The organism is Rhizobacter sp. (assembly GCF_031412075.1).
Classification (GTDB): Bacteria; Pseudomonadota; Gammaproteobacteria; order Burkholderiales; family Burkholderiaceae_C; genus Rhizobacter.
Window position 1 is genome coordinate 1 of sequence record NZ_JANOCG010000500.1, and the last position, 12,371, is coordinate 12,371.

Consider the following 12,371-nt stretch of genomic DNA (forward strand, 5'->3'; position numbering starts at 1 on the left):
AAATTGGCTCCTTGAGGGGCCAGATGGCTTCCTACCATCAGGAGCCAATCCACACGATCGTTTCCACACCATGACACTGCAGATTGCGCCGCTGGCCGAAGGCGACCGCTTGCCCTGGGAAGCCCTGGCACGCGGCTACAAGACCTTCTATCAGACCGAGGTGTCTCCCGCGGGCTACGAGACCGCCTGGCAACGCTTGCTGAAGCGCGAGGACGTGTTCGGTCTCGGTGCGCACCTCGACGGACGCCTGGTCGGCATCACCCATTACCTGTTCCACACCAGCGTGTGGTCGCCACGCCTGTGTTACCTGCAAGACCTGTTCACCACCCCCGAGCTGCGCGGCCAGGGCGTGGCCCGAGCGCTGATCGCAGCGGTGGGCGAGGCGGCGCGCGAAGCCAGGGCCACACGCTGCTACTGGCTCACCCACGAGAACAATGCCACGGCGCGCACGCTGTACGACAAGGTGGCACAGTTCCATGGCTTCATCCGCTACGACCTGCCACTCCAGGAGAAAGCATGAGCACCACTCTCGATGACAAGGCGCACCAGTTCCGCCGCTTGCACCAGCAGGCCACCGCCTTGCTGATGCCCAACGCCTGGGACCCGGGCTCGGCCAAGCTGATCGCCGGGGTGGGCTACGCCGCGCTTGCCACCTCCAGCGGCGCGGCCGCCATGGTGCTGGGCCGCAAGGACGGACAGCTCACCCGTGACGAAGCGCTGGCCCATGCGCGGGCGATCGTCGACGCGGTCGAGGTGCCGGTGTCGGCCGATCTTGAAAACGGCTTCGGGCCCGAGCCGGCGATGGCGGCAGACACCATCCGCCTGGCCGGCGCGATCGGCCTCGCGGGGGGCTCGATCGAAGACTCACCCGCCGAAGCCGAGCCCTACGCTTTCAACCACGCCGTGGAGCGTGTGGCTGCGGCGGCCGAAGCGGCGCGCGCGCTGGGCCGGCCGTTCACCCTGACCGCACGCACCGAAAACTACCTGCGCGGCAAGCCCGACCTCGACGACACCATCCGACGCCTGCAGGCCTTCGAGCGCGCCGGTGCCGATGTGCTGTTCGCGCCCGCGCTGCCCGACCTCGAGGCGGTGCGGGCGGTGTGCGCGGCGCTCAGCCAGCCGGTGAGCTTCATGGTCGGCATCCCGAACCAATCGTTCAGCGTCGCCGAGCTCGAGGCCGCCGGCGTCAAGCGCATCAGCTTTGCCACGTCGTTCTACCGCGCGGCCATGCGCATGGTGCTGGCCGCCGCGACCGAGGTGAAAGAACAAGGCACCTTCAACTACCTGAGGAAACCATGAGCAGCCACAGCTACACCGCCACCACCTTGTGGGCACGGGGCGACCAACCGTTCAGCGACAAGAAGTACAGCCGCCGCCACGAGATCCATTTCGATGGCGGGCATGTGATGCCGGCTTCGTCGTCCCCGTTGTCGGTGCGCGCGCCCTATTCCGACCCGGCCGGAGTTGACCCCGAAGAAGGTTTCATCGCCTCGATCTCCAGCTGCCACATGCTGTGGTTTCTCGACGTCGCCTGCCGCGCTGGCTGGGTGGTCGACGACTACCGCGACGACGTGGTCGGCGTGATGGACCGCAACGCCCAGGGCCAGATGGCCGTGACCGTGGTCACGCTGCGCCCGGCGGTGCGTTTCAGCGGCAAGCAGCCTACCCTGGCCGAGCTCGACCACCTGCACCACCGCGCCCACGAAGAGTGTTTCATCGCCAATTCGGTGAAGAGCGAAGTGCGGTGTGAACCTGTGCTGGTGAGCTGACATGTACAGCCCCGCCCACTTCAAGGAAGAGCGGCCCGAGTTGCTTCATCAGCTGGTGCGCGAGCACCCGCTCGGCCTGCTGATCACGCTCGGCGATCAGGGCCTGGAGGCCAACCCGATCCCGTTCCTGCTCGACGTCGACACGAGCGGCCAGCCGGTGCTGCGCGCCCACGTGGCGCGCGCCAACCCGGTGTGGCGCGAAGCGCGAGGTGATGTCGACACCCTGGTCGTCTTCCAGGGCCCGCAGGCCTACATCTCGCCCAACTGGTATGCCACCAAGGCCGAGAACGGCAAGGCCGTGCCGACCTGGAACTACATCACCGTGCAGGCGCGTGGCCGCCTGGTGGTGCGTGACGACGCCACCTGGCTGCGCGAGCTGGTGAGCCGCCTCACGTTGCGCCACGAAACCAGCCAGGCCCGACCCTGGGCGCTGGGCGATGCGCCGCCCGACTACATCGACACGATGTTGCGCGCCATCGTCGGCATCGAGATCCCGCTCACCGCCTTGCACGGCAAATGGAAGGTGAGCCAGAACCACCCGGCCGTCAACCGCGAAGGGGTGGCGAGGGGTCTGCGGGCGCAGGGAGGCGAGCCGTCGTCAGCGATGGCGGCGGCGGTGGAGCGGGCGGCGCCGCGCTGAGCTGATGGCGCGCGATGCAGCGCCGAAGCGTCGCATCGATGCCGAAGGCCAGCGCCCAGCACAGCCACCCGGTCCACAAGGTGTGGCTCATGAAATGCGCGCCGCGCGCCTGCTGCGCCACACCCAGCAGCAGCCCGGCCGCGAGCGATGCCGCCAGCCAGGCGCGCGCCCGCTCCCGCGAGCTGCGCTGCAACGCGAAATAGCCGCCCACGAAGGCAAAGCCCGACGACGCATGCCCGGCCGGGAAACAATGCCCGCTGCCACCGTCGGCCGTTCGCAGCCAGTGCGACACATGCTGCGCGGTGCCGCCAAACGCCGCCAGGTCCCACGGGCAACTGGTGGTGCTGTAGGCCTTGAACAGCGCCACCGCCATCGCGCCGACCAGGGCCGTGGTGACCCACTGCAGCCGTTCGATGCGTCGCAGGGGGCGCAGCCAAGGTGGTGGCCACCACACCGCGAGCGTGAGCCCCATCAACAGCAACCATGACAACAGCCGCGCGCCGTCGTGCAGGCCACTTGTGAGCACGCTGTTCTGGCTGAGCGCAAAACCATGCGCATCACCAAACAGCCGTGCCAGTGGCATGTCCAAGCCGCTTGTGTCCCACGCCAGCAGCACGAGCAACAGGGTGAGGGTGAGGCTGGCAAGGCGCCGTTCGTGCGAGGGGCTCATGAGGCCCGCCACTCTCGCGTGACGGGCTTAAGACGCCCTTAAGCGCCAGCCGCACAATCGGCGCTATGCGCGTTCTGGTGGTCGAAGACGATGAAGGCATTGCCGCCGGCCTGCAAGCCCACCTGCAGCGCCAGGGTGATGCGGTGGACGTGGCCACCAGCGTGGCCGCAGCCTGGTCGGCGCTGCGTGCCGAACACTTCGACATCGTGCTGCTCGACCTCGGCCTGCCCGACGGTGACGGCCACCAGGTGTTGCAGCGCCTGCGCAGCGCGCCCGTCGGCGCCGTGCCCGACCCGGCCACGCCGGTGCTCATCATGACGGCGCGTGACGAGGTGGCGGCGCGCATCGCCGCGCTCGACCGCGGCGCCGACGACTACGTCACCAAACCGTTTGATGCCGACGAGCTCGCCGCCCGCATGCGTGCGCTGCGCCGTCGCGCCGCTGGCCGCGCGCGGGCCACGCTGCGCTGCGGCAACGTCGAGATCGACCCGGCGGCTCACACGGTGCACCGCGATGGCCAGCCGGTGGAGCTCTCGCCGCGCGAGTTTGCGGTGCTGCTGGCCTTGGTCGAGGTGCGGCCGCGGGTGCTCTCGCGCCCGCAGATCGAAGCGCTGCTCTACAACTGGGAGGGCACGCTCGAGAGCAACGCGATCGAAGTGCATGTGCACCGCCTGCGCAAGAAGCTGGGCGACGACGTGATCCACACCTTGCGCGGCGTGGGTTACTTCGTGCCGGCCGAGGCTGGCGCGTGAGCCGTCCCGAAGCATCACCTCCCGCCGTGCGCTCGCGCTCCTTGATGTTGCACCTGCTGGCGTGGGCGCTGGGCGCCCTGGTGCTGGTGTGGGCGAGCTTCATCGTGGTCGGCTTCAAGACCGGCATCCACGAGGCCGACGAGCTGACCGACGGCCACCTGGCGAGCGTGGTGCATCTGCTCTTGCGCCAGCACGAGGGCCAGTTCGACGCCGGCGGCCCCGGCGTGCGCGAAAGCGAGGCCGATGCGCTGGCCGCGCTGCACAGCCACGACTACCAGCAGTCGATGAGCGTGGTGGTCTGGGCCGCCTCCGGCGAGGTCATCACCCGCACCGGCGAGGCGCCGCTGCCCGCGTTCACGCCGGCCGAAGGTTTTGCCGACCTCTCGCTCGGCACGCCACCGATGGCCTGGCGCACCTTCTCACGCTGGGACCCGAACGACCGCAGCCGCAAGGTGATGGTGTTGCTGAGCGTGCGCGAGCGCGACGAGCTGGCCGAAGACATCGCCGAGCAGATGGCCCAGCCTGGCTTCTGGTTGCTGCCGGTGGTGGCACTCGCGCTGGGCTGGGCGATACGCCGCGGCCTCAACCCCTTGCGCGACCTGTCGCGCGATGTGAGCGCGCTCGACGTGCACGAGAACAAGCTCCTGAGCACGCAGTCACACCGCGAGTTCAAGCCGGTGGTCGACTCGATCAACACCTTGATGCAGCGCCAGCACGCGGTGCTGGTGCGCGAGCGTGAGCTGAGCAGCGAGATGGCGCACGAGCTGCGCACGCCACTCGCGTCGCTCAGCCTGCACACGGGCCTCTTGCGCAGTGCGCGCAACGACGCCGAGCGCGAGCAGGCGCTCGCCCGCATCGAACACGATGCGCGGCGCGCCAACCAGGTGATGTCGCACCTGCTGGCGCTTGCACGCGCCAGCCGCACCGAGATGGCCGAGGCCGCGCAGCCGCTCGATCTGCTGGAGATCGCGCGCCAGGTGGTGGGCGACTATGCGCAGCTGGCGCTCGACAGCGGCCACGAGCTGGCGCTGGTGGGCGAGAGCCCGTTCGTGCTCACCGGCCACGCCGTGCTGCTGCAGCTGGGTTTGCGCAACCTGATCGAAAACGCGCTCAGCCACACACCGCGCGGCACGCTGGTTGAGGTGCAGCTCGACCCGGCCGCACGCTGGCTGCAGGTGTGCGACACCGGCCAGGCGGCAGGTGCCGACACACCGGCCACGCCGGGCTTGAGCCTCGGCCTCGGCCTGGGGCACCGGGTGGTGGACAAGATCGCCACCATCCACAACGCGCGCTTTGCGACAGCGCCGCCGCCGGCGGGTTTCGGCAGCTGTTACCGCATCAGCTTTGCGGCTGACTGACTGCGCGTCGGCTGATCTTCAGCGGCCGCGGTATCACTGCGCCCGTGCCTTGATCGAGGGAAATGGCGCAGGAATACCGCCAATTTACAAGTCGATACCCCTGTGGCTCCGCGCAACAAACATCATTCGAAACATCTGGCAACCCCTTGAGTGAGGGGTGTCGGGAACCCCGCGGCAAAAAAAGGGGGCCGACAGCACAGGTGTCCAGCCATGAACGCAGAGGCAAAGAGGGTATCCATGCCAACGATAAAGATCGCCATCATCGGCGCCGGGCCGCGCGGGTTGACCGTTCTTGAGCGGCTGATCGCCAATGAACGGGCCACAAAATCAGCCGATCTGACGGTCTACCTTTTTGACTCCAACACCCCGGGCGTGGGTTGCCACGACCCTGACCAGTCTGATGCCCTTCTGGTCAATACCGTCGCGGGCCAGATCACGATGTTTTCTGACGCCTCGGTTGTCGGGGCGGGCCCGGCGATGGAGGGCCCGTCCTTCTTTCAGTGGCTGGAAAAGAACCCCACGCGGAAATTCGACACCATCTCTGCCGACGCCTACTACTCACGCGGGCTGTTCGGCCGGTATCTCAACTGGGTCTACCAGCACCTTTGCTCGCTCGCGCCGCCCCACGTCAACATCCAGTTCATCAACTCAGCGGTGGCCCGCGCCGAACGCTTGCCCAATTACTCGTGGTCACTCGCCACCGACAACGCGAGCTACCAGGCCAATTTCCTGTTCCTCACCACCGGGCACACCAAGCCGGCCGGCTTGGCAGCGCAGGCACTGACCAGCTCGAACGGTTTCCCCTGCGAGACCACCGTGGTGAGCGACCCCTATCCCGTTCGCGAGCGCCTCTCGTTCGTGAGGGCAGACATGACGATCGGCGTCGAGGGCATGGGGCTGACCACCTTCGACGTTCTCTCTGAACTCACGGTGGGCCGGGGCGGCCGTTTCATCACAGAGGCGTCCGGCGCGATGCGCTACGTGCGCAGCGGCAACGAGCCGCGCATCATCACCTTTTCGAGGTCAGGCCTTCCGTTGACCGCGCGTGCGCGCAATCAGAAGGGCGTCAGCCTGCAGTACAAGCCGCGCTTTCTCTTCGCCGAAAAAGTGCGCGCGATGCGGGCGGTTCGCAAGCTCGACTTTGTTGCAGATGTCTTCCCCCTGCTGTTGGCGGACATGGAGTTTGCCTACTACGAAGCTTATTTGCGACAGCATGGCGACCCCGTCCAGACCATGCTGTTCATCAATCAGTTTGTGTGCGCCGACGCGGGTGAGCGGCAACGGCTGGTGCGGCAGTACATCCCCGGACGTGACCGGTTTTCCTGGGCCAGGCAGGCCGATCCGGTGCCCGATGCTGCGCTTTTAGACCGTGAAACTTTCGGCCACTGGCTCAGGGCGCATCTGAACCAAGACCTGGCCGAAGCGAAGCGAGGCAACCTGGACAGCCCCTTGAAGGCCGCGAGCGACGTGCTGCGCGATCTGCGCGACAACCTTCGCGCGGCAATCGACCACGCCGGGCTGACAGAAGCGTCACACCGTTGGCTCCTGACGGAGTTTTTGCCGGTGATGAACCGCATGGCGGTCGGGCCCCCGGCGTCCCGCATTGCCGAGATGCTGGCCCTGATGGACGCTGGCGTGCTCACTGCCGATTGGGGGCCGGGGACACGCTGTGAGTTGCCTCCCGAAGGGGGGCTCATTCGGGTCAGCTCGGCCAAGTGGCCGGAGCTTTCCGAGCCACTTCATGGCTTGATCAAGGCGAGGATTTCCCTTCACAGCCCGAAGGACGACGCATCGCCACTCCTGCAGGGCCTGCTGGCCGGAGGCCACGTCAGACTCTTCCAGAACGGGGGCTTTCATCCCGGCGGCATCGAGATCGACGGCAACTTCAATTGGGTTTCAAAGACCGGGCAGGCGGTGAGCAACGCCTGGGCCCTGGGCATCCCCACGGAAGGGGTGAAGTTCTACACCTTCGTCGTGCCGCGTGGGGGGGTGAACTCCACGGCCATCGTCGACGCAGGCCGGGCCGTCGGAAGGATGCTCGCCCTGATCGACGGTCGCAGCTTGCCTGCAGTGCCTGCCATTGCTCCCGAGACCACCTATGACGAGCCGAGGTCAGCGTTTGCGACGATTTACGGTGCGCTTTCCTGACATGGGGACGCGGGCATCTCATGGGTCACTGAATCCACCCGCTCGATGATGGGTGGGGCCGTCAACCGTCTGAGCCTGTCCGGGCTGGCTGCCACCCTGGTCGGCAACGGCATTGGCCGCTTTGCCTTCATCGCGTTGATGCCGGCACTCATCCTGGAGGGGTGGTTCACCCAGGGCGAGGCGTCCTATCTGAGCGTTGCGACGCTGGTCGGCTACCTGCTGGGCGCCGGTCTGACCGACTTTCTGGGCGCGCGCTGGCGTGTGTCGACCCTGTTGCGAATGAGCATGCTCACCTGCTCGGTCAGCTTCTTCGCTTGCGCTGTGGAGCACGCGGGTCTGCCCTGGTACTTCTTCTGGCGAACGCTGGCCGGTTTCAGCGGGGCCATCTTGATGGTGTTGCCCGCCCCGGTGGTGCTGCCCACGCAAGCGCCGGCGATTCGAGGGCGCGCCAGCGGCGTGGTGTTCTCCGGCATCGGCCTGGGGGCGGTGATTTCAGGCGCTCTGGTGCCGGCACTCATTGCTGGCACCGGCTTGATCGTTGTCGTGTCTGGCGATCGCTTCTCGTTGCTCCTCTTGCAGGGTGTCACCGGCGCATGGGTGGGCATGGGCTGCATCTGCCTGCTCTTGACGGCGCTGGCATGGGGCCAGTGGCCTTCGGACGCGCATGCGAGCCCGACATCGGCGGTGGCGGGTCAATCGACCCAGCCGTTTTCTGCAGAAACCCGGCTGGCCGTTGGCTTGATCCTTGCCGCTCACGGGCTGAACGCGATCGGCTACCTGGCGCACACCCTTTTCTGGGTGGACTACATCGTGCGCGAGCTGCACATGCCTCTTGCGACCGGGGGCTTCTACTGGGCGATGTTTGGCCTGGGCGCAGCCATCGGCCCCCTTGTCACGGGAAGCCTGGCCGACGTGTTCGGCTTGAAGCGGTGCCTCATCGCCGCGTTCTTGCTGAAGTTTTTTGCCGCAGCGCTTCCCTTGCTGAGCAACAGCGCCGTCGCACTTTTCATCTCGTCGTTCTTGATGGGCATGTTCACGCCAGGGATCGTGGCGCTGATCTCCGCTTACGCGTTGGAGCGCGTGGGTGCCGAGCATCACAGAAAGGCGTGGGGCATGGCCACATTCAGCTTTGCAGCGGCGCAGGCCGGCGGTGGCTTGCTGATGGCCATGCTCGCTGTGTCACTCGATTCGTATCGGCCCCTGTTTGCCGTGAGCGCGGTGGCGCTCCTCGGCGCACTGGCCTGCATTGCGGCCATCCGCGCAGTGATGCCCCCACGCCCGACCGTGCCACCTCTCTTGCTCACCTACCAACCAAAGAAACAAGAAGCTGCCCTGTAGGTCAAGTGTCACCTGTTCGTATTCCCAATAAATTCAAGGTGTCTACCCTAATACCCGATATATCGGGGCAGACCGATAAATCAAGCCGGCGCCAAGTCGCCATCTCAGTAGAGGCCGTTCGCGGTCGTTTCAACCTAGCTTTGCGAGGTTCGTCGATGAACAAGGTTTCCGCTGGTGCGATTCTTTTGCTGGCCATGTCGCTCAACGGACTCGTCGCCGAGACTGCAGTGGCGCAGATCAGAGTCGGGCAGACCTCGGGCTTCACCGGCCCCGTGGCCGCGCCGGTGGCTGAAATCGCCACCGGGGCCAAGCTGTACCTGGATCACATCAACGCCGAAGGTGGGATCAACGGTCAGCAGATCGAACTGATCTCGCTCGACGACAAGAACCAGGTTCCGATCGCGGCCGAGAACGCCAAGAAGCTCATCGCGGACCCGAAGGTGGTTGCCCTCTTCCTGACCCGCGGCACCCCGCATGCACAAGCGATCCTGCCGCTTCTTGCCGAAGGACAGATTGCCTTGCTGGCGCCTTCCACGGGTGCGGCAGCGCTCCACAAACCCGTCAACCCCTGGGTCTTCAATGTGCGAGCCACGTACCAGACCGAAGCCGAACGTGTCACACGTCACCTCGGGCTCGCCGGTCTCGAAAACGTGGGGTTGATCTACGTCAACGACTCGTTCGGCGAGGATGCCGTGCAGGGCGCTTTGAAGGTCTTCAAGGAGTCTGGCAAGGTACCCGCGCTGACCCAGGCGATCGACAAGTTCAAACCGGACTACGCCTCGGTTGTGAAGAAGGTTCTTGAAGTCAAGCCCCTGGGCATTCTGATCATCGGCACGTCGTCTTCTGTTGCCGCCGGCGTCAAGGCTTTGCGCGCCGCCGGTTCGGCAGCGACCCTGGCCACCCTGTCGAACAACGCCGCCACCGGGTTCGTCAAGGAGTTGGGCGAGCAGGCGGCCGGTGTGATCGTCAGTCAGGTTTTCCCGTCTGAACGCCGCCTGGCGGTTCCGATGATTGCGGAGGCCGCCCGACTCGCCACGGCGAAAAACATCACCCAACTCACTCCCGCAATGATTGAAGGTTTTGCGGCGGCCAAGGTGCTCGTTGTGGGCTTGAAGCGCGCGGCGGCCAGAGACAAGGATGTGACGCGGGCCTCGTTCAAGCGAGCGCTCGAATCCTTCAACCGCGTCGACCTGGGGGGCCAGGAGGTCAGCTACAGCACCTCAGATCACACCGGGCTCGACTTTGTCGACCTCTCCATCATCGGCCCCGACGGGACTTTCCGACGGTAAAGCGATCACTGCGGGCTACCCGCGCAGCGAAGGTCTTCACAATGCGGCGGCAGCGACGTCGCATGTCGCTTCGCCCGGGCTGGCCTTTTGCATGCGCTGGGCCAGCGCCGCGTCGATCTTGCTGGAATAGATGGCCAGGCGTGAGCCGCTCTGGCCTGCGGCCAAGAGGTCGGCTTGTGTGCTTGTCGCGCGCCCACCCCACGAAACTGTTTGGCCCACCCGCGCGGTGGGGCGGCCATAGGTGCGCTGGAACTCGGTCACCAGCGCGCTTTGTTCGACCGCCGCATCCAGGATCACCATGACCATGCGGTCTTGTTGAAAGCAGTAGCGCACGTCGTTCAAGGGGCTGTCGCCGAACACCAGGTTCTCGCGCTCGCGGCGGTAGCAGGTCACGTCGCCCTGGCTGTGCACCGGCGTGGCCACACCCAGCGCCTCGGCGCCTTCACCCCACGACACACCGCGAAAGCCACGCAGCTCCAAGGCCTGTGCGCCGAGGGCGACCAGGCCCAGGCAAGCGATGGCGGAGAGCTTGGCAAACGTGCTGTGGGGTGACTTCATGGCGCGCTTTCTGGGTGTTGCAGGGGTGAGGAAAGTGTGTGGCTTGCAGGCAGAGTGTGTCAATTCGTAAACCGCGCGCTGGCGCAGCGTCGTTGCGCACAAATCCGCGCTTCCGTCCACCGTGACATGACAAGAAGCGTCAACCGGCAACCGAGGGTCTGCAACCAGTTCGCACTGACGTATCAATCTGTGTGAAAACATCAAGCTTCAACGCGCGACTGCCGAAGAAGCGCCGATGGTGATGAGCCCGAACCACGCGCGACCGGCGCGAGCGGGCGGCATGGCCGTCCCCCCATCATTCGCAGGAGTGTTCACATGAAGCGCAGAAACCTTGTCATCAGCGGTTCGGCAGCCTTTGCAACCAGCCTGGTGGGGAGCTCTTCCATCCACGCGGCCACAGCGGGCAACGTGATCAAGTTCGGCCAGTCGGCCGCGCTCACCGGCGGGCAGGCGACGTACGGCCGCGACATTCGCGACGGCATCGTCGCAGCCTTCAATGCGGCCTCCATTGCCAGCGCCGCCACCGGCGGGCCGCGCTTCGAACTGGTGACGCTCGACGACGGCGGTGTGAGAGGCCGCTGCGTTGAAAACGTCACCACGCTGATCGACGGCGGCGTGTCGGCCATCGTCGGCCTCACCAACGGCGTGGCGGCTGAAGCTTGCTTGCCAGCCGTCAACAACGGCCAGATGGCGCTGCTGGGCACCGCCAGCGGCAACATGGGCCTTCGCAAAGGGGGCCTCCACGGCGCCTTCCATGTGCGTGCGGGCTATGACCTCGAATTCAGGCGCATGGCGAACTACATCAAAGACTTCGGCATGCGCCGCATCGGCTACGTCTACCTGAAGGACACCTCGCCGGCCAACATCGCGGCCATGACGCAGGCGCTGACCGCCCTGTCCATCGTGCCGGTGGAAACGATCGCGATCGACCGCGCCGCAACCGCGTTCTCCGAGGTCAGCGAAAAGCTGCTCGCCGCCAAGCTCGACTGCGTGCTGTTCTCTGCCAACTCAGGGCCTATCGCGACCATCATCGACCAGATGCATGCCGGGCGCTACGCCGGCCTCTTCTACGCTTCGTCGTATGCCGGCCAGGAGTTGATGGACGCGCTCATCGCCAAGAAGCAGAGCTGCATCATGAGCATGGTGGTGCCGCGCCCCAATTCGGGTGGCCTCAACGTGGTCAGCCGTGCGCGCCAGGATCTGGCTGCCGTCGGACCCGACGTGAAGCTGGGCATCAACACGCTCGAGGGCTACATCGCCGGCCGCATCGCGGTCGAAGCCGCGCGCGCGGCTCTCAAGGTGAGTGGCGGCGAGCGCATCAGCCGCGCCCGCATGAAAGAGTCTCTCGCGGCGTTGAAGACGGACCTCGGTGGTTACCGGGTCGAGTTCGCACCCGGCGTGACCTCGGGCTCGCAGTACGTCGACCTGATCGCGATCGACCGCTACGGCCGCCTGGTGGGCTGACGCTCCCCGCGGGGCAGCGCCAGGGGCAACTCAGTCCTTGCCGTGCTTGCCCTTTTTCTCGTGCTTGTCGTGCTTGTCCTTGCCGCCGTGCTTGCCATCATGGTCATGCTCGCGCTCATAACGCTCGCGCACCCAGCTCTCCTTCACGAAGTAGACGGGCTGGCCACAGGCGTTGTAGCGGTGGCAGTGCTTGCCCCACTTTTTCTGGTGACCCGGCGGCACGTACAGGTACATGGGTTGCTGCACCACGTACACCGGCGGTGGTGCATAAATGATCGGCTTGGCATAGATCACCGGCGGTGGCGGCATGTTGCCGATGTCGATGCGGCCATACACACCAGGCTGGTTGACGCTGACCGACACGCCGACGCCAGTCTGGGCCGAG

General features: G+C 66.0%; 13 protein-coding genes. 10 read left to right on the top strand and 3 right to left on the bottom strand.

The window, feature by feature from the left end:
* The first annotated feature begins 70 nt into the window (after window positions 1–70).
* Genes RMO40_RS18495 through RMO40_RS18510 form a run of 4 tightly spaced genes read left to right on the top strand, consistent with a single transcriptional unit; the run spans window position 71 to window position 2,409 of the window.
* Window positions 71–520 (top strand): GNAT family N-acetyltransferase, encoded by a 450-nt coding sequence (locus RMO40_RS18495; RefSeq protein WP_309724521.1) that lies wholly within the window; start codon window positions 71–73, stop codon window positions 518–520.
* A complete protein-coding gene (locus tag RMO40_RS18500; RefSeq protein ID WP_309724523.1) occupies window positions 517–1,299 on the top strand; it encodes an isocitrate lyase/phosphoenolpyruvate mutase family protein in 783 nt (260 codons plus the stop codon). The genes RMO40_RS18495 and RMO40_RS18500 overlap by 4 nt, the downstream gene beginning before the upstream one ends.
* Window positions 1,296–1,769, top strand: coding sequence for an OsmC family protein (locus RMO40_RS18505; protein ID WP_309724525.1), 474 nt, complete (start codon window positions 1,296–1,298; stop codon window positions 1,767–1,769). The genes RMO40_RS18500 and RMO40_RS18505 overlap by 4 nt, the downstream gene beginning before the upstream one ends.
* A 1-nt stretch (window position 1,770) precedes the next feature.
* A complete protein-coding gene (locus RMO40_RS18510; protein WP_309724527.1) occupies window positions 1,771–2,409 on the top strand; it encodes an FMN-binding negative transcriptional regulator in 639 nt (212 codons plus the stop codon).
* On the opposite strand, the gene RMO40_RS18515 is transcribed toward RMO40_RS18510, so the two are convergent.
* Complete coding sequence (locus RMO40_RS18515; RefSeq protein WP_309724529.1) at window positions 2,315–3,079, bottom strand: phosphatase PAP2 family protein; 765 nt, start codon at window positions 3,077–3,079, stop codon at window positions 2,315–2,317. The genes RMO40_RS18510 and RMO40_RS18515 overlap by 95 nt on opposite strands.
* Window positions 3,080–3,144: 65 nt before the next feature.
* Here RMO40_RS18515 and RMO40_RS18520 point away from each other — a divergent pair, with 65 nt between their 5' ends.
* The 5 genes from RMO40_RS18520 (at window position 3,145) to RMO40_RS18540 (ending at window position 9,964) form a co-directional block, all read left to right on the top strand.
* A complete protein-coding gene (locus RMO40_RS18520) occupies window positions 3,145–3,831 on the top strand; it encodes a response regulator (RefSeq protein WP_309724531.1) in 687 nt (228 codons plus the stop codon).
* The gene (locus tag RMO40_RS18525) at window positions 3,828–5,189 is read left to right on the top strand and encodes a histidine kinase dimerization/phospho-acceptor domain-containing protein (RefSeq protein WP_309724533.1); all 1,362 of its coding nucleotides are present in this window, start codon (window positions 3,828–3,830) and stop codon (window positions 5,187–5,189) included. The genes RMO40_RS18520 and RMO40_RS18525 overlap by 4 nt, the downstream gene beginning before the upstream one ends.
* A 210-nt stretch (window positions 5,190–5,399) precedes the next feature.
* A complete protein-coding gene (locus RMO40_RS18530) occupies window positions 5,400–7,337 on the top strand; it encodes an FAD/NAD(P)-binding protein (RefSeq protein WP_309724536.1) in 1,938 nt (645 codons plus the stop codon).
* 48 nt (window positions 7,338–7,385) lie between these two features.
* The gene (locus tag RMO40_RS18535) at window positions 7,386–8,675 is read left to right on the top strand and encodes a YbfB/YjiJ family MFS transporter (protein ID WP_309724538.1); all 1,290 of its coding nucleotides are present in this window, start codon (window positions 7,386–7,388) and stop codon (window positions 8,673–8,675) included.
* Window positions 8,676–8,680: 5 nt separating this feature from the next.
* On the top strand, window positions 8,681–9,964 hold the full coding sequence (locus RMO40_RS18540) for an ABC transporter substrate-binding protein (RefSeq protein WP_309724540.1): 1,284 nt from the start codon (window positions 8,681–8,683) through the stop codon (window positions 9,962–9,964).
* A 36-nt stretch (window positions 9,965–10,000) separates the two neighbouring features.
* Here RMO40_RS18540 and RMO40_RS18545 read toward each other — a convergent pair whose 3' ends face one another.
* On the bottom strand, window positions 10,001–10,522 hold the full coding sequence (locus RMO40_RS18545; protein WP_309724542.1) for a hypothetical protein: 522 nt from the start codon (window positions 10,520–10,522) through the stop codon (window positions 10,001–10,003).
* A 315-nt stretch (window positions 10,523–10,837) separates the two neighbouring features.
* On the opposite strand from RMO40_RS18545, the gene RMO40_RS18550 reads away from it, so the two are divergent.
* Entirely contained in the window at window positions 10,838–11,986 is a 1,149-nt protein-coding gene (locus RMO40_RS18550) for an ABC transporter substrate-binding protein (RefSeq protein WP_309724544.1), read from the top strand.
* A gap of 30 nt (window positions 11,987–12,016) precedes the next feature.
* Here RMO40_RS18550 and RMO40_RS18555 read toward each other — a convergent pair.
* On the bottom strand, window positions 12,017–12,371 hold a 355-nt coding region (locus RMO40_RS18555), incomplete at its 5' end, for a hypothetical protein (protein WP_489660194.1).

Excerpts from the sequence above, each read along its gene's own strand:
- RMO40_RS18495 (WP_309724521.1), top strand. The coding sequence starts at position 71 with ATGACACTGCAGATTGCGCCGCTGGCCGAAGGCGACCGCTTGCCCTGG.
- RMO40_RS18505 (WP_309724525.1), top strand. The coding sequence starts at position 1,296 with ATGAGCAGCCACAGCTACACCGCCACCACCTTGTGGGCACGGGGCGAC.
- RMO40_RS18530 (WP_309724536.1), top strand. The coding sequence starts at position 5,400 with ATGAACGCAGAGGCAAAGAGGGTATCCATGCCAACGATAAAGATCGCC.
- RMO40_RS18515 (WP_309724529.1), bottom strand. The coding sequence starts at position 3,079 with ATGAGCCCCTCGCACGAACGGCGCCTTGCCAGCCTCACCCTCACCCTG.
- RMO40_RS18510 (WP_309724527.1), top strand. The coding sequence starts at position 1,771 with ATGTACAGCCCCGCCCACTTCAAGGAAGAGCGGCCCGAGTTGCTTCAT.
- RMO40_RS18520 (WP_309724531.1), top strand. The coding sequence starts at position 3,145 with ATGCGCGTTCTGGTGGTCGAAGACGATGAAGGCATTGCCGCCGGCCTG.
- RMO40_RS18545 (WP_309724542.1), bottom strand. The coding sequence starts at position 10,522 with ATGAAGTCACCCCACAGCACGTTTGCCAAGCTCTCCGCCATCGCTTGC.
- RMO40_RS18550 (WP_309724544.1), top strand. The coding sequence starts at position 10,838 with ATGAAGCGCAGAAACCTTGTCATCAGCGGTTCGGCAGCCTTTGCAACC.
- RMO40_RS18535 (WP_309724538.1), top strand. The coding sequence starts at position 7,386 with ATGGGTGGGGCCGTCAACCGTCTGAGCCTGTCCGGGCTGGCTGCCACC.
- RMO40_RS18500 (WP_309724523.1), top strand. The coding sequence starts at position 517 with ATGAGCACCACTCTCGATGACAAGGCGCACCAGTTCCGCCGCTTGCAC.